The organism is Achromobacter deleyi, from assembly GCF_013116765.2.
In the GTDB taxonomy this organism is placed as follows: domain Bacteria; phylum Pseudomonadota; class Gammaproteobacteria; order Burkholderiales; family Burkholderiaceae_B; genus Achromobacter; species Achromobacter deleyi_A.
On sequence record NZ_CP074375.1, the window covers coordinates 2462479 to 2478094 of the forward strand.

Annotated in this window: 14 protein-coding genes, 1 tRNA gene, 1 pseudogene and 1 riboswitch; of the genes and pseudogenes, 13 read left to right on the forward strand and 3 right to left on the reverse strand. The window is 64.0% G+C overall.

The features are described from left to right. Window positions 1-135: 135 nt before the first annotated feature. From HLG70_RS10985 to HLG70_RS11030, 10 genes and pseudogenes are all read left to right on the forward strand, one after another. Window positions 136-531: a hypothetical protein gene (locus tag HLG70_RS10985; RefSeq protein WP_171664430.1), complete on the forward strand. Its 396-nt coding sequence runs from the start codon at window positions 136-138 to the stop codon at window positions 529-531. 332 nt (window positions 532-863) lie between these two features. Then, a pseudogene (locus HLG70_RS10990) lies at window positions 864-1271 on the forward strand (integrase core domain-containing protein); the annotation flags it as partial. Window positions 1272-1340: 69 nt separating this feature from the next. Further along, entirely contained in the window at window positions 1341-1718 is a 378-nt protein-coding gene (locus tag HLG70_RS10995; RefSeq protein ID WP_171664431.1) for a hypothetical protein, read from the forward strand. A gap of 113 nt (window positions 1719-1831) precedes the next feature. Continuing rightward, window positions 1832-2080 (forward strand): hypothetical protein, encoded by a 249-nt coding sequence (locus HLG70_RS29745; RefSeq protein WP_171664432.1) that lies wholly within the window; start codon window positions 1832-1834, stop codon window positions 2078-2080. Window positions 2081-2954: 874 nt separating this feature from the next. Further along, window positions 2955-3737 (forward strand): exodeoxyribonuclease III, encoded by a 783-nt coding sequence (gene xth, locus HLG70_RS11005; RefSeq protein WP_171664433.1) that lies wholly within the window; start codon window positions 2955-2957, stop codon window positions 3735-3737. 69 nt (window positions 3738-3806) lie between these two features. After that, window positions 3807-3882, forward strand: a tRNA-Ala gene (locus tag HLG70_RS11010). Between the two features lie 531 nt (window positions 3883-4413). After that, a complete protein-coding gene (locus tag HLG70_RS11015) occupies window positions 4414-6162 on the forward strand; it encodes an HAL/PAL/TAL family ammonia-lyase (protein ID WP_171664434.1) in 1749 nt (582 codons plus the stop codon). A gap of 18 nt (window positions 6163-6180) precedes the next feature. Then, window positions 6181-7188 carry a Bug family tripartite tricarboxylate transporter substrate binding protein gene (locus tag HLG70_RS11020; RefSeq protein WP_171664435.1) on the forward strand — a complete coding sequence of 336 codons (1008 nt, stop codon included), beginning with the start codon at window positions 6181-6183 and terminating at the stop codon, window positions 7186-7188. Between the two features lie 12 nt (window positions 7189-7200). Further along, the gene (locus HLG70_RS11025; protein ID WP_171664436.1) at window positions 7201-8205 is read left to right on the forward strand and encodes an ornithine cyclodeaminase family protein; all 1005 of its coding nucleotides are present in this window, start codon (window positions 7201-7203) and stop codon (window positions 8203-8205) included. 13 nt (window positions 8206-8218) lie between these two features. After that, a complete protein-coding gene (locus tag HLG70_RS11030; RefSeq protein WP_171664437.1) occupies window positions 8219-9049 on the forward strand; it encodes a phosphate/phosphite/phosphonate ABC transporter substrate-binding protein in 831 nt (276 codons plus the stop codon). 131 nt (window positions 9050-9180) lie between these two features. Here HLG70_RS11030 and HLG70_RS11035 read toward each other — a convergent pair whose 3' ends face one another. Continuing rightward, window positions 9181-10632, reverse strand: a complete 1452-nt coding sequence (locus HLG70_RS11035) for a sodium:solute symporter family protein (protein WP_171664438.1) — start codon at window positions 10630-10632, stop codon at window positions 9181-9183. Between the two features lie 101 nt (window positions 10633-10733). After that, window positions 10734-10840, reverse strand: a riboswitch (TPP riboswitch). 204 nt (window positions 10841-11044) lie between these two features. Between HLG70_RS11035 and HLG70_RS11040 the strand changes: the two genes are divergently transcribed. Then, window positions 11045-12331: an LLM class flavin-dependent oxidoreductase gene (locus tag HLG70_RS11040; RefSeq protein WP_171664439.1), complete on the forward strand. Its 1287-nt coding sequence runs from the start codon at window positions 11045-11047 to the stop codon at window positions 12329-12331. A 163-nt stretch (window positions 12332-12494) separates the two neighbouring features. Further along, window positions 12495-13700 (forward strand): DesA family fatty acid desaturase, encoded by a 1206-nt coding sequence (locus tag HLG70_RS11045; RefSeq protein WP_171664440.1) that lies wholly within the window; start codon window positions 12495-12497, stop codon window positions 13698-13700. A 57-nt stretch (window positions 13701-13757) separates the two neighbouring features. Here the strand turns inward: HLG70_RS11045 and HLG70_RS11050 are convergent, their stop codons facing one another. Continuing rightward, complete coding sequence (locus tag HLG70_RS11050; protein ID WP_171664441.1) at window positions 13758-13940, reverse strand: hypothetical protein; 183 nt, start codon at window positions 13938-13940, stop codon at window positions 13758-13760. A gap of 319 nt (window positions 13941-14259) precedes the next feature. On the opposite strand from HLG70_RS11050, the gene HLG70_RS11055 reads away from it, so the two are divergent. Further along, window positions 14260-14895 carry a TetR/AcrR family transcriptional regulator gene (locus tag HLG70_RS11055; protein WP_171664442.1) on the forward strand — a complete coding sequence of 212 codons (636 nt, stop codon included), beginning with the start codon at window positions 14260-14262 and terminating at the stop codon, window positions 14893-14895. Window positions 14896-14898: 3 nt separating this feature from the next. On the opposite strand, the gene HLG70_RS11060 is transcribed toward HLG70_RS11055, so the two are convergent. Continuing rightward, window positions 14899-15582, reverse strand: a complete 684-nt coding sequence (locus HLG70_RS11060; protein ID WP_284143640.1) for a MarC family NAAT transporter — start codon at window positions 15580-15582, stop codon at window positions 14899-14901. Window positions 15583-15616 lie beyond the last annotated feature (34 nt).

A 15616-nucleotide genomic window follows, 5' to 3' on the forward strand; every position in this document is an offset into this window, starting at 1 on the left:
CGCGGCCACGCTTTTTCGACGGCATCAACCGCGAGGCTCTACGTAAGAACTTCCGCGCTTTATAAACCCCTGATGGCCGCACAGAGTCGCTTAGCATCGCCTAAGGCTTGAGGGCTTCGTCCATGGAGAAAATTGATGTCTGAGCTATGGCTGGTGCTTGATAAGAATGACGTTCCATTCGATGACTATCTCGACATGCGATGCTGCATGACTGCGGAGAATATTCTCAACGATTTAGCGATAGAGCTGTCACTGCCGCCATTTTCCAATTTCGTCGGAATGTCGAAAGCGGACTGGGAGGACGCTGGAATCCCAGGATCTTGGACGCCTGCGGAGCGCCCCTGGTCTTCCGCCGAGTCCGGGAGGGCTTGGTGCGACAAGCTCCTGACCTACCTTGAGTTGATCGAAGATCCGTTCCCCCCTGACTGGGATTGCCGAGGCGGAGTCATCGAAGAGCTGGAAACGCTACGCCTCATACTCCACAAGGTCGAGGCTATCGGAGCGAGATGGGGCCTCATGTATGGATCGTGAAATGCAACTGCCGCAATCCAGAAAGCAAGGATTCTCACTGCGTTGGGATACGACCTCCCCAAAAGCAGGCTCATCGCCGCCGGACGTACCGGTTTTGCCGATGGCGCTTTCGACGCTGCTGCCGGGCCACACGGTTGGCAAGCCGCTGAAGGCGGATCGGGCGTTGGTCGTCACCCCGGCCCCAGTTACCGCTGTTGCTGTTTCACCGCCTACGCCCGCGGCATCCGCGGCGGCGCCCCCCTGAGCCGGCGCGCAGGTGGTGGCTGCGGGGCTCAATTGAAATCAGCTTTTTTGCCAAATCAAATAAGGCGCGATCGCTTTCATTGAATATCCTGAACTTACGCAGCAAGCGTCCTCACAGGCGCAAGGCAGCGGCCCACCGACTGGATCGCCCCACCCTGACAGCAGCTAATCAAAGTTGGATTCAAGCCGATAACGGGCCGGAGTTCGTTTCCTTGGCGCTAGATCGATGGGCTTACGATAAGGGCGTGACGCTTGATTTTTTACGCCCAGGCAAGCCTACTGATAAAGCATTCATCGAGTCATTCAACGGTAGCTCGCGCGACAAGTGCCTGAACACAACGTGGTTCATGTCGCTCGAAGATGCTCGTCAAAAGCTCGAAAACTGGAGGCAGGATTACAACCTTTTCCGCCTGCACTCGGCGCTCGCCGATACCGCGCCCGCGTTGTTCGTGCAGCAAATGATCCCATCCACTGACCAGCCGATTTTTCTGGATTGAGCTTCTCCAGTTCATGGGAGGAGGTCAGAAGGGGCGGCCACCGTCGGCGATCGATAAGGTTTACGAGAGATGATGATAAAAAAATGTATCCGGGCAATCTATTTGACAACTGTGTTGTCGGTGTCGCCGGCGGTCGCCGAGTCACTCAACCTCCAGATTGAAAGCGGCGCAATTACCGGCATTACAGATATGCAAACGGGACAACTAGTCCTATACATTTCGGAAAAGAGCAGTCATGCTCTCAACGTCTTCACCCAGCGGCATGTCGGTAGGGAAGTCGAGATCCTCGTTGATGATGAAACGCTGGCACGCCCGACCATCCGTTCACCCATTTATGGCCCGGCGATACCGATTACGCAACCGATCACCGATGCGAAGCGGAGAGCGATTATTACGAAACTCGTCGAAGGTACGGCCACTTTGCGGCTTCAAACAATTGAGCGTTAATAGGTAAATTCAATACCCGAATTTTCGTTAGGCAAGCGGCCACGGAGCACCTTCAACCCCGCTTGCGCAGCAGATACTTCTGCATCCCCTCCATGACCAGCTCATTCCGCTGATTGCGCACTTCCGAGCTCATTTCAAGCACGCCCGTCGTGCGCCCCGGCACCAGCGCGGCCACCAGCAGACTGAACCGGTGCTTCGCCATCGATGATGCCCGTGTCTACGCCCTGACGGACCACGGCCTCGTCCTCTGCGAGGACGCAGATCGCAACAGCCTCGAAGTCGTCAACCGCTCGTCGGTTCGTGACGTCAACGGCCGCCTGTATGTGGCGGGCAGCGTAGCGCAACTGGTGCTGGCCAGCTAACTATACGGGCGCCCACCGCACGGGAAGCGCTTAATGAGCGATGTGACCAACGGCGCGGCCGAACGAATCCGTCGCTGCCGGATCGGCCTGAAGCTGCCCTGTGAGCCCTGGAGGCCCATTCAGTGATGCTCGCCAACTGCATCCCCATGTTGGGCCTGCCCGCCTGCGCAGAAGACCTGAAGAAGCGGATATTGGACAGATCGAGAGGCGCGGCGACAGCTACCGCCTACACAACAACTATAGTGGCGCGGCCGGCGAAGAGGCGGAGCTGAGCGCCTCAGGTACACTCCCCACAGTCGGGGACAGGCGGCCGCCCTTCAGGCAAGGAATTGAAAGATGCCATCGAAGAGATTGACTCTGTCGATGGCCCCGATCCTCTGCGAGGACATCGACATGGCGTCGGAACGAGAGTCGTAAGTCGATCGACGCCCCAAGAGCCAACTGCGGCACCCAATCGTCGGCCAAGAATGAGAGCAACCTCTGGACGGAGGACGTTCTGAATCGCGGGCGTGTTTTTCCATTGACACATGCTATCGGCTACCGCACCGGCAAACTGGTGGCCGATGAGGCATGTCTTTGCATTGCACGCAGCCAAGGCCGCGCCGCTCGCGCCCTTGGCTGCGAAGTGTAGTTGCCGAATGCGTTGTTCTTTGCATCCCTCGAAAACACGCACCGAAACCGTTCACAAGCACGCGTGGTGCCCTATTCCAGGCAGCACAAAGCACCAGCCTTCAGAAGCAAGCGTGTCTACGCATCCTACCGGGTGTGGCTACGTGTCACACGCTCTGCACAACCCGGTTTTTTGGGTACGATCTCGGGTACCAATCAAACACAGAAAATTAAAATTGAACAATATCAACAATTTAGACCTCAAATGAAATTAGCCACCTGGAACGTCAACTCCCTGAACGTGCGTCTGCAACAAGTCCTGGACTGGCTGGCCGCCAATCCCGTCGACGTGCTGTGCATCCAGGAGCTCAAGCTCACCGACGACAAATTCCCGGAAGCCGCCTTCACCGAAGCCGGCTATCACGCCGTCTGGGCCGGCCAGAAAACCTATAACGGCGTGGCCATCATTTCGCGCGTGCCCGGCACGACGATGGTGCGCAACATCCCCGGCTACGAGGACCCCCAGCAGCGCGTGCTGGCCCTGACCTTCCCCAGCCCCGAGGGCGATGTGCGCGTGGTCTGCGCCTATTGTCCCAATGGCCAGTCCGTGGGGTCGGACAAGTACGCCTACAAGCTGGAATGGTTCGAAGCCATGCGCAACTGGCTTGCCGACGAGATCAAACAATATCCCCGACTGGCCGTGCTGGGCGACTACAACGTCGCGCCCGCCGACGAAGACGTGCACAACCCCGAGAAATGGGAAGGCCAGGTGCTGGTATCCGAACCCGAGCGCCGCGCTCTCCGCGACCTGCTCGACCTGGGGCTGACCGACTCGTTCCGCCTGTTCGAGCAGCCCGAGAAATCCTTCAGCTGGTGGGATTACCGCCAGTTTGCGTTCCGCCGCAATGCCGGCCTGCGCATCGACCACGTGCTTTTGTCCGCCCCGCTGGTCAAGCGCTGCGTGGCCTGCACTATAGACAAGGAACCGCGCCGCAACGAACAACCGTCGGACCACGCGCCGGTCATCGCCACCCTGGAATTTGCGTGATAAATTTAGTTTTCAGGCGTGTTGCGCAGGCCGGGAAGATTCCTGTATATTCTTGATCTTGCTTGATTTGGGGCGGTAGCTCAGCTGGGAGAGCGTCGCGTTCGCAATGCGAAGGTCGGGAGTTCGATCCTCCTCCGCTCCACCAAATTCCAGACGGAAAAGCCTTGGACACATTACGTGCCCAGGGCTTTTTTGTTTCTGGGCAGCCCCCGGGCCCAAACGCCCGGCCGCGGCCGGAAAACCGCAGGCGGCCAGGGCTTTACCGTGGGCAAATCCGGCACAGCGGGAACCTTCCGCTGGCCTGCCATCCGCCGCCAGCTCATCCAGTCATGATCCCCGCAGATGGCATGAATTCCTGGGCGCCGCCGCCATGCCGGGACATCGGGAGACTCCGGTTCCCGGGCAACCGGCGTCCCCCACCGCAAACCATCTGTCATCCCCGCCCCAGCCAGCGTCAAGGGTAAAGCCGAGTCCCGGGAAAGTTGCGTCTGATCGACTTGAATCCGAAGAAACTCGGGTTGACTGTATTTGTATATACAAGTTAAATCATGCCCATCGGTTACGCCGCGCCGGCTTGCGCACCAGCACCTAGATGCGGGTCGCGCGCGGCGGCACTGCGTAAGCCGGCACACGGCTTTCCTGCTGCACGGCTTCCTATCCATCCGAAGGAGTTTTGATGCATCGCTTCTCCACGGTTTCGCCCCGCACTGCCCTCTTTTTGCCTCATGCATTCAGAATCAAGGCCGGCCTGGCTCTGGCGGGCGCCTGGCTCATGACGGGCGCAGCGTTTGCATCACCGACGCCTCAGCCCGCGCTGGTGCTGGACGGCGCCACCCTGACGCTGGATCAGGTGGTGGAGGTCGCCCGCAAGGGGCGCGGGATCGCAGTCTCGGAAGCGGCGCTGACGCGCGTGGAGCGCTCGCATGCGCTGCTGCTCGAATATGCGCGCCTTGGCCAGCCCGTGTACGGCTTGAACCGTGGCGTCGGCCAGAACAAGGACCAGACCATTTTCTCCGGCGACACGCTGTCCGACGAAGCGCGCGCGCTGTCCGAAGCATTCAATCACCGCATGCTGCTCTCGCATACCGTGGCATTCGGCAAGCCCGCGCCGGCCGACGCGGTACGGGCGACGATGGTCATCAGATTGAATACCGCCCTGTTCGGCGGCACCGGCATGAGTCGCGCGCTCGTCGAGCAGTATGCCGCCTTCCTGAATGCCGGCCTGACCCCTGTGGTGCTGGGAGAAGGGTCGGTAGGCGAAGCCGATATCACCATCTTGCCGCAGATCGGCCTGGCGATGATGGGAGAAGGCCGGATCGAGACCGGCGGACAAGTGATGAATGCGGCCGATGCCTTGCGCCAGGCGGGGCTCAAGCCCGCCAAACCCTATGCCAAAGACTCGCTCTCCATCTTGAGCTCGAATGCGTATGGCGCCGCGCTGGCGGTCCTGGCCGCGCACGACGTGGCGGCCATCCTGCATCGTGCCGATGAAGTCGCCGCGCTATCCCTTGAAGGTCTGAACGGCAATGTGGCGCCGCTGCTGGCGGCCACGCAGGCTCAACGCCCCTACAGCGCGCAGCAGCAGACCGCCAAAGGCATCGTCGAGATGCTTCGCGGCAGCGCGCTCTGGCAAAAGGACGACAAACGTCCGCTGCAGGACCCGTTGAGCTTTCGCACCATCAGCCAGGTCCATGGCGCGGCGCGCGAGACGCTGCAGGCGCTGAATGCGCAGCTGGCCATTCAGATCAACAGTTCCGACGACAACCCCACCGTCGCCCTGGACGTGGAGCCACCCGGGGACGCGACCCCGCAAGAGGCCCGCTATTACGTGACCAAGGGCGATGTGCGCGGGGCCATTCTGCCCAGCGCGAGCTTCGATCCCACGGTATGGGTGCTGCCCCTGCAGAGCGTAAGCGTGGCCCTGTCCCAGATCGCGCAATCGTCGGCTCAGCGCATCCTGCGCATGGGCGACCCGACCTTCACGCAGCTGCCGCGCTTTCTGGCCCCCGATGACAGGACGCTGGCCTACACCACGATCCAGAAGCCCGTCTCCGTACTGAGCACCGAAATCCGTGCGTTGTCACACCCCGTGTCTTCGGACGCGCTGGTGCTGGCCGGCAACATCGAGGACATCGGCACCAATGCGCCCCTGGCCGCGCAGCGCGTGCAACGGCAGGTCAGGTATCTGCGCACGTTGCTGGGGATCGAGTTGATGCATGCCGCCCAGGCGGTGGACCTGCGAACGCGGACAGACCCGCAACGTCCGATCGGCGCCGGCACCGGCGCCCTGCTCCATGAATTTCGCAAGCAGGTCGGATTCTTGTCGCAAGACCGGCGATTGTCCGACGACATCGCACAAGCAGACCGCTTTCTTCAAGAGGCCCGTGACGCCGCACAGCGGCGCCAGGCTGTTCCAGTGCAGTGAGACTTTCAAGGGGAAAATATGAAAACGTCTCTTGCCTTTCGTGGCGCCACCGCTGCGGCATTGACCGCGGCAACCGTTATCGCGGGCACCTTGCTTTCGACAGGTGCGAATGCCGCAAGCAGTGGATTTCCTGATCACCCGGTCACCATCGTCGTGCCATTCGGGGCGGGCGGCATCGCTGATGTCCTGCCGCGCATCGTGGGGCAGCAGCTCAGCGCCAAATGGGGCGTGCCGGTCATCATCGAGAACAAGCCCGGCGCGTCGGGCAACATCGGCATGGCCCAGGTGGCGCGCGCAAAGCCGGACGGCTACACGCTGGCGCTGGCGCCCACGGGCAACCTGACCGTCAATCCGCTGCTCTATACGCAGCTGCCGTTCAACACCGCCAAGGATTTCGTGCCGGTGACCATGCTGGCCACCTCGCCCAATGTACTGGTGGTCAATGACGCCTTGCCGGTGAAGACCTTCGCGGAGCTGATCGCCTATGCCCAGCAACATCCGCAGAAACTGAACTACTCATCGCCCGGCCCCGGGAGCGGCGCCCACCTGGCCGGCGAACTGCTCAACCAGTCGGCCAGGATAAGCATCCGCCATATCCCGTACAACGGCATGGCCCCGGCGGTCAACGATGTCATCGCGGGAAACGTCGACATGATCATTGCCGGCGTCTCTACCGTGCTGCCGCAGATCCAGAACGGCAGACTGCGCGCGTTGGCCATTGCCGGACCGGACCGCCTGCCGCAATTGCCCGACGTGCCCACCATCGCCGAAAGCGGCTACCCGGGCTTTGACGTGACCTCGTGGTACGGCATAGTCGCCCCCGCGAAAGTGCCGGCGGACATCCTGGAAAAGCTGCAAAGGGATTTCGCCGCGGCCGTGAACGAAGAAGTCGTGCGCCAGAAATTCGCCGGCCTGGGCGTGGACGCGGCGGGCTCATCGCGCGAGGCGTTTGCCAAGACGATCGAGGACGAAACCCGCAAGTGGGCCGACATTCTGAAAAAAGCGGGCATCGAGCCCATTCAATAGCAAGAGGATCCCATGCAATCCATAGACATCACCTATTTGAACGGCCCCGATGCGCGCGCGCTCGCGCTGACCGACGCTGAAATCCTGGCGGCCGTCGAAAGCGCGCTTGATGCCCAAGGGCGTGGCAAGACCGTTATCGAGCCGCGCATGCACCTGGTGCCCGAATCCTCGGACAAGGGGCACTTCAACGTCTTGCGCGGCTACATCGAACCGCTGGGCATCGCCGGCGTGAAAGTCGTCAGCGATTTCGTCGACAACTACAAGTTCGACCTGCCCTCGGAGATGGCGCTGCTCAACCTGTTCGACCCCTTCAACGGCAAGCCCATAGCCGTCATCGACGCGACCGCCATTACCGACATGCGCACGGGCGCGGTCACGGCGCTGGGCGCCAAGCACCTGGCGCGCAAGAACAGCAAGGTGCTTGGACATATCGGCGCGCGGGGCACCTCGTACTGGAACGTGCGGTTGCTCGACAGCCTCTACGACTTCGATGAAATCCGCGTGCATTCGCGCCGTCCGGAAAGCCAGCAGGCCTTTGCCGCGCGTCTGTCCGAAGACCTGGGCAAGCCGGTGAAGGTCGTGAACGATTGGGAATCGTGCGTCCGCGATGCCGACATCGTGGTCGAGGCCTCGCGCCTGCCGGCGCCCACGCCGTTGCTCAAGACCGAGTGGATCAAGCCCGGCGCACTGGTCATGCCCTATGGAACGATGAGCGCCGTGGAGCTGTCGCTGACGGACATCATGAGCAAGGTAGTGGTCGACGATTGGGGCCAGTGCCGCAAGGGGCTGCCCTATGGGGCGCTGCGCGCGCACGTGGACAGCGACCGCGTCACCGAGGAAAACCTGCACGCCGAACTGGGGCAGATCGTCGCCGGACTCAAGCCTGGACGCGAGCGCGAAGACGAGACCATTCTTTTCTGGCACCGCGGCCTGTCGACGACGGATATCGCGCTGGGCCATGCGATGCTGGAAAAAGCGCGCAAGATGGGCCTGGGCCAGACTTTGAAATTCGCATAGGTTCGCACGCGCCATGACACTCATCACTTCAACCCGGATGTACGACGTGGCGCCTGCCGCAAGCGCGGCGTGGCATGCGCTGCTGCGCGCCGCGCACGTCCGCGCGGGACTGGATATCCAGTTCGTCGAGCATGGCTGGCCCACCCCCATCGGCGAGCTCTGGGAACGCCCGGGGCTGTGCGGCGTGTTCATGTGCGGCTGGCCCTTTGTGCGGGCGGTCCGCGCAGGGCGACGCTACACGCCGATGGCGAGCGTCGTGCCTTCCTGGCCCGAATACGCGGGCTTGCCACGCTATCGCAGCGAATTTCTGGTGCGGGCGGACAGCGAGTGGGCGACGCTGGCCGACGCGGCAGGCTCGCGTTATGGCTGGATGGTGCGGGATTCCCAATCGGGCTGGAATGCCCCCCGCGCCGCCTTGGCGGCGCTCGCGCCCGCGGGCGGCCTGTCGCAGCCGGGCTTTTTCGCGGAATCCAAGGGTCCCTATGGCAATCCGCGCGGCCTGTTGCGCGCGCTGGCCGGGCGGGAGATCGATCTCACCGCGGTCGACGGCTGGTACCTGGACCTGTTGCGCGCGCACGACCCGGACGCGCTCGCCGGGCTGCGCACCCTGGCCTGCACGCCCTGGACACCGAATCCCTTGCTGGTGGCGGGTCCCGACGTGGATGCCGGCGTCACGGAAAAGCTCTCGAACGTGCTGTTGGCGATGCACCTGGACGACCGGTACAAGGACTTATTGCAGCAGGCCCATGTGGCGCGGTTCGTTCCGCCCGACGCCGCCCGCTACGACGTGCTGATCGATATGGAACGCCAGGCCGCCGAGCGCGGTTACGAGGAGATTGCCTGATTTCATCAATTGCTCTCCGCCAGAATGCGCGCTGGAGCCTGATGATTCTTATGGCCAGGTCTGGAAAACGGGCGACGACAGGGTGGCGTGCGCGGGATGCGCCCGGCCCCGCGCGCCCGCCTCTACGTCCCTCAAACCGTCTCCTGGTCCAGCCTGCGCACCGCGGCGCTCAGGGTCGTGAAATCGAACTCCTTGCGGCGACGGGACAGGCAGCGGATCAGCACGGTGGTCGCGACCGGCACGAAAGCCGCCAGCAGGAAGGACTCCAGCAGGTACGTGGGCTTGTCGCCCGGCGCCGGGAAGAAGAACAGGCCCGCGACCAGGCCGGTGATCGTCGCGGTGGTGGCGGTGAAGCCGTCATGCTTGCGGCTGAACAGGCCATAGAACACCGGGAAGGCCGCCGCCGAGCACAGCAGGTCCGCCAGCAGGAACAGGTACAGCACGCTGTAGCCCTGCGAGGCCACGATCATGACCGGAATCGCCATCAGCAGCACCAGCCAGCGCGCCAGCCGCTTCATGGTCATGGTCCCGGCGGAAGGCATCAGGCGGCGCAGATCGACCGCGATGATGCTGGACACCGCGCTGATCGCCGTGTCCGCGGTGCTCATGACCAGCGACAGGCCCAGCGGGATCAGGGCAATCACGAACCACGCCGGCGCATGCGGCATGATGACGCTGAACAGCGCGATCGAACTGTCGCCCTCGGGCGCCAGCCCGACGAATGCCAGGCCGAACAGGCCCATCAGGAAAATGAACGGCGCCACCAGCACCCCGCCCAGCAGGAAGCCGTTGCGCATCGTGCGCGCATCCCGCGCGGCGTAGATGCGCTGCCAGTTGCCCTGGTGAAAAATGCCGGTCAGCAGGATCGCGACGAAGAACGTCAGCCCCGCCTTCACCCCGACCGGATCGGTCAGGTCCAGCAGTTGCGGGGCCTTGGCCTGCAGCGCCTCGATGGTGGGCAAGGCGCCGCCGGCGGCCTGCCAGCCGACGAAGCACAGGACCACCAGCAGGGGCACGATGACCATCATCTGCACCTGGTCCGTGAAGATCGACGAGCGCAGCCCGCCATAGGTGGTGTAGAGCAAGGTCGTGCCCATCACGATGGCCGCGGTCGCCCACAGGGGCACGGGCGCCAGCATGGTGACCAGCTTGGCGATGGCCGTGACTTCGGCGGACAGGGCGATGAACAGGTAGAACAGCATGATGAACAGCGCCAGCCCGTACATGGGCCGGCCGTAGCGCGCCATCAGGAACTCCGTCAGCGTATGTCCGTGCGGAATCAGCTCGCGCATGCGCCGCCCCAGTGGAATCATGACCAGGCGCGGCGACATCGATCCCAGCGCATAGCCGATCACCGCCGCCAGGCCGCCCCAGGTCGCCGCCTGCGCGGGCGAGAACAGGATCCAGGCGCCCAGCGTGGAAGCCATCAGGGTCAGGATGGTGCCGAAGGACCCCTGGCTGTTGCGCGCCACGATGTAGTCCTCCAGCGTGCCCCGCTTGCGCCGCGTGTACAGCACGCTGGCCACGGCAAAGCCGCCGGAAAACAGCAGCAGCCACATCAGGGCGGTGGATTGGGTCAGCATGAATATCGGTCCTCCCGCGGCCGGCCTGCGGCCGGACGCGCAACGCAGCGGCCCGCCATTAAGGGGGCCGCAAGATGAATGGAAGTCTAGGGAGGGCGCGCGATACGTGCGATGTCCTTCCCTTCGCCGGCATTACCCGGATCAGGTTCAAAGGGTTACCGCGGCGACGCGGAATCTCAGCCCGTACAGGGCTCCCCCAGGAATTGCCGCAAGGTTAGGAGAGCTGCGCGGCAATGTCAACGCGCCCGGAGAACCGCCGCGAGCCAGCGCCCGCGCCACGCTTTTATGCTAAGTTCGCCCGCTTGCGGCACCCGATGGCGTGCCTGACGATGGAACCGACGAGCCCGATCATGTCTATTGCCCCCCTCGCCCCCGCCTCTGAACCGTTAGTCCGCGCGCGGCACTGATCGCCATGATGCACCTGAACCTGTTCATTTTCGGCTGCGGCCACCACCGCGCCGCCTGGCGTCACCCGGACTCGGCCGCCGAGCGCCTAGGCGACATCGGCTACTACGAGACCCTGGCCCGCACGGCCGAACGCGGCAAGCTCGACGCCATCTTCTTTGCCGACGGCCAGTCCATGGACAACATCGGCGACGGACCGCGCTGGTACCTGGAGCCGCTGACCACCATGGCCGCGATCGCGCGCGCCACCACCCACATCGGCCTGATCAGCACGGTTTCCAGCACCTTCTTCACGCCCTTTCACGCGGCGCGCATGGTCGCCTCGCTGGACCATATCTCGGGTGGGCGCATGGGCTGGAACGTGGTGACGTCCATGTTCGACGCCGAAGCGCGCAACCATGGCTACGAGGCCATGCCGGGCCACGACTGGCGCTATGCGCGCGCCGAGGAGTTCGTCGATGTGGCCCTGCGGCTGTTCGACTCCTGGGAGGACGACGCGCTGGCCATCGCCCGCGACGGGGACTATGGCGTGCCCGAGCGCGTGCACAAGATCAATCACCATGGCGAGCATTTCCTGGTGGACGGCCCGCTGACGGTGCCGCGCCCGCCGCAAGGCCATCCCGTGCTGTTCCAGGCGGGCGCCTCGGATCAGGGACGCGACCTGGCGGCCCGGCGCGCGGAGGCCATCTACGCCGTTGCCTACGACCTGCCCGCCGCGCAGTCCTACTATCGCGACATCAAGCGGCGCGTGCTTGCGGCAGGCCGCAAGGCCTTCGTGCCCATCATGCCGGGCCTGGTCACCTACGTCGGCTCGACCGAGGCGGAAGCCCGCGCCAAGCAACGCGAACTGGACGTCCTGCTGCCCAGCGACGCGTCGCTGCGGCAATTGGGCACCTTTGTGCTGCAGGACTGCTCCGGCTGGGAGCTGGATGCGCCCGTGCCGCCGCTGCCGCCCTTGTCTGCGTTCACCGGCCCCAAGGGCCGCTACGCGACCATTCTGCGCATCATCGAAACCGAGCAGCCCACCGTGCGCCAGCTGCTGGGCCGGCTGGCGGCCGGCGGCGGCCACTGCACGATGGTGGGCACGCCGGAACACATCGCCGACCAGATGGAACACTGGTTCAGAAACGAAGGCGCCGACGGTTTCAACCTGATGCCGCCGTCATTGCCGGGCGGCATCGACGACTTCGTGGAACAGGTGATTCCCGTCCTGCAGCGCCGCGGACTGTTCCGCACCGACTATGCGCACCGCACGTTGCGCGGCCACCTGGGACTGGAGAGGCCGGGCCGCTGAGGCGCGGCGCTGTTGTCATTGTTGCCATTTCAGCAATAGACCGACCCGCCACACCCGGTATTCATATCGCCGCGCGGAATCTAGAATCGTCCGGGCGGCGACGCGGGGGCTCGGCCCAGGCGTTGCGTCCGCTACGCCTATCGTCGTATCCCCGGTTTTTTCAATGCATTCCTTCCTGGATTTTCTCGCGCACGGCCTGTTTCACTTCAGCATCTGGCAGACCGTGCTGATCACGCTCGTGGCCACGCACCTCACCATTGCCGGCACCACGCTCTACCTGCATCGCAGCCAGACCCACCGCGGCGTGGATTTCCATCCGGCCGTGGCGCATTTCTTCCGCTTCTGGCTATGGCTGACCAGCGGCATGAAGACCCGCGAATGGGTGGCCGTGCACCGCAAGCACCACGCCAAGTGCGAACGCGCGGGCGATCCGCATTCGCCGGCCGTCTACGGCGTGATGCGCGTGTTCCTGCGCGGCGCCGATCTCTACCGCGTCGAGGCGTCGATGGCGCAGACGCTGGAACGGTACGGCCGCGGCACGCCGGACGATTGGCTGGAACGCCATGTCTACACGCCGCGCAGCACCTGGGGCATTCTCATCATGCTGGCCGTGGACGTGCTGGCGTTCGGCGCGCTGGGCCTGACCGTATGGGCCGTCCAGATGGCGTGGATTCCCTTCTGGGCGGCGGGCGTGGTCAACGGGCTGGGGCATTTCGTGGGTTACCGCAACTTCTCGAGCCCGGACGCCAGCACCAACCTGTCGCCCCTGGGCCTGGTGATCGGCGGCGAAGAGCTGCACAACAATCACCATGCGCATGCCACGTCGGCCAAGTTCTCAAGCAAGTGGTACGAGTTCGACCTGGGCTGGCTGTACATCCGCGTATTGCAGGCCCTGGGCCTGGCCAAGGTGCGCCGCGTGGCCCCCAAGCGCGTGTTGCGCGACCGGGCGCAAGCGGCCCGCCCGGCTGACCTGCGCACGCTGGAGGCGGTGCAGACGCATCGCTATGACGTGATGCGCCGCTTCGGCTCGCTGCTCAAGCAGACCGCCATGCGTGAATTGCGTGAACGCGGGGCCGTGGAGAAGCGGTCCACGCTGAAGTGGCGCCGGTCGGTGCTGCGCAAGTATCTGCTGCGCCAGGACACGCTGCTGAGCGCCCCCGAGCGCAGCCAGCTGCACTCCGCCCTGAGCGGGATGGAGCAGTTGCAACGCCTGGTGGACATGCGGCAAGGCCTGGCTCGCGTGTGGGAAAGCTCGTCCGAAAGCAGCGAGCAGCTCCTGCAGCAATTGCGCGCCTGGCTGGCGCAGGCCAGCGCCAGCGGCATCAGCGGCCTGTCGCGCTTTGCGGGGGAGTTGGCGCGCTACGCATAAACGTCGCGGCGGCCGGGCCATGAAACGCCCGGCGGCGCCTGGCGCGATGGCCAGAATTCAGCCGGCCTGCGTGGCCGGCGCGTGCCCTTCGTTCTTGAGTGGCGCCTTGGCGACGGACACCGGCTTTTCGGCCGGGCGTGCAAGCCAGTCATAAAGCACAACGCCGGGCTGGCGCAGCAGCGCCGCGCCCACCCCTCCTACCGCGAGGGCAATCACGATCAGGAGCAGCCAGGACGTCATGACGCGCCCCCGGGCACGCTCTTGCGGCCACCCGCCGCATGCTTGCGTGCAGGCAGGGAGGCCTGGAGCGAGCGGCAAATCCGGGAAGCCGGCGGATGTGCCAAGAAAGGCCGCAGCGCCAGGCGGAGATTGGCCCCGCCGCCCTGCTGAACCTGGAAGTCGGTCATAGCGTCTTACGCAAAAAACGGAACGCGCGGCACGCGTCTAACAGCTGCGCGTAGAATATTCAATAGTGTAATGTACTCTACATTACATCTCTGCGACTTGCTACATTGTTACCGGAGAGATACACAGGCAAGAGCAACAAAGGAGAGCCGAGGTGAACGATCCCATAGAATCGACGCCGCGCGCGCTGACAAGCAAAGGCGAAGCCCGGCGGCAGCGGCTGCTTGAGGCGGCGACCCAGTCGCTGCTGGAACATGGTTACGCGCAAACCTCCATCCAGCGCATCCTGCGGCAGGCCGGAGGATCGGCGGGCACGGCATACCAGTTGTTTGGCAACAAGGAAGGCCTGCTGGCCGCGGTGCTCCAGTATGAACTGGACAAGATGCGGGCAACGGTGTTTGCGGACGCCTTGCCCGAACAGCCGGTCGGCTTGGCCCTGCATGATCTGGCCCTGCGGCTCCTGACCTACGCCGTCCAGCCCAAATCCGTCGCCCTGCACCGCCTGCTGGTGGCGGAATGCCACCGCATGCCGCTGCTGGCGGCGTCGCTGCAACAGGCCGTCGATACGCAAGTCCACGCACCGCTGGAACAATGCTTGCGCCTGGCCTGCGAACGCGGCGAGCTCAAGATCGACGACCTGCGCCAGGCTGCCCTGACGCTGGGCAACATGATCAACGGCATCGCCTTCCACGCGCGCCTGGCCGGCGGCTATGCGGACGGCCCGCCCGCCGACCTCCTGACCACCTGCCGCTATGGGGTCGACATGCTGCTGCACGCCTATCGGGCTTAGCGTTCAGACGGCGGGATACTTGCTGATGATTTCCAGGACGCCGTTGATGACGAACTGCACGCCCATGCACACCAGCAGAAAGCCCATGACGCGCGAGATGGCCTCGACGCCGCTCTTGCCGATCACCGCCACGATGCGGCCGGCCCAATGCAGGCAGACCCAGAACACCAGGCCCAGCAAGGAAAAGACGATGACCGGCGTCACGGCCACCACCCACGGCGCATAGTCCGGCTTGATGGCCGTATCCATCGACGCCGCGCCACTGATGATCATCGCGATCGTGCCCGGCCCCGCCGTACCCGGCAGCGCCAGGGGCACGAATGCGATATTGGGGACTTGCCGCTCCTGGGCATCGGCGGCCGCTTCCGCTTCCAGGCCGCGGGGCTGGTCCGACGGGAACAGCATGCTGAAACCGATGCTGACCACGATCAGCCCGCCCGCGATGCGCAGCCCCGGAATGGAGATGCCGAAGGTGTGCATGAGCAGCGCGCCTGCGTAATACGTCACCACCATGATGCCGACCACGTAGAACGCCGCCTGGGCCACCTGGCGCTGTCGTTCCTTGTAGGGAATCTGCTGGCCCAGCGACAGCAGCAGCGTCATCGAGGTCAGCGGATTGGCCAGCGGCAGCATCAGCGCCATTCCCAGGCTGATCAGCTTGCCCAATTGGATCAATTCGTCGGTCATGAAGGCTCACTCAGGTAGGTGCTGCATGAGTAGG

Coding starts and splice junctions, on each gene's coding strand:
- HLG70_RS10985 (WP_171664430.1), top strand. CDS start 136: ATGTCTGAGCTATGGCTGGTGCTTGATAAGAATGACGTTCCATTCGAT.
- HLG70_RS10995 (WP_171664431.1), top strand. CDS start 1,341: ATGATGATAAAAAAATGTATCCGGGCAATCTATTTGACAACTGTGTTG.
- xth (WP_171664433.1), top strand. CDS start 2,955: ATGAAATTAGCCACCTGGAACGTCAACTCCCTGAACGTGCGTCTGCAA.
- HLG70_RS11015 (WP_171664434.1), top strand. CDS start 4,414: ATGCATCGCTTCTCCACGGTTTCGCCCCGCACTGCCCTCTTTTTGCCT.
- HLG70_RS11020 (WP_171664435.1), top strand. CDS start 6,181: ATGAAAACGTCTCTTGCCTTTCGTGGCGCCACCGCTGCGGCATTGACC.
- HLG70_RS11025 (WP_171664436.1), top strand. CDS start 7,201: ATGCAATCCATAGACATCACCTATTTGAACGGCCCCGATGCGCGCGCG.
- HLG70_RS11030 (WP_171664437.1), top strand. CDS start 8,219: ATGACACTCATCACTTCAACCCGGATGTACGACGTGGCGCCTGCCGCA.
- HLG70_RS11035 (WP_171664438.1), bottom strand. CDS start 10,632: ATGCTGACCCAATCCACCGCCCTGATGTGGCTGCTGCTGTTTTCCGGC.
- HLG70_RS11040 (WP_171664439.1), top strand. CDS start 11,045: ATGATGCACCTGAACCTGTTCATTTTCGGCTGCGGCCACCACCGCGCC.
- HLG70_RS11045 (WP_171664440.1), top strand. CDS start 12,495: ATGCATTCCTTCCTGGATTTTCTCGCGCACGGCCTGTTTCACTTCAGC.
- HLG70_RS11050 (WP_171664441.1), bottom strand. CDS start 13,940: ATGACGTCCTGGCTGCTCCTGATCGTGATTGCCCTCGCGGTAGGAGGG.
- HLG70_RS11060 (WP_284143640.1), bottom strand. CDS start 15,582: ATGACCGACGAATTGATCCAATTGGGCAAGCTGATCAGCCTGGGAATG.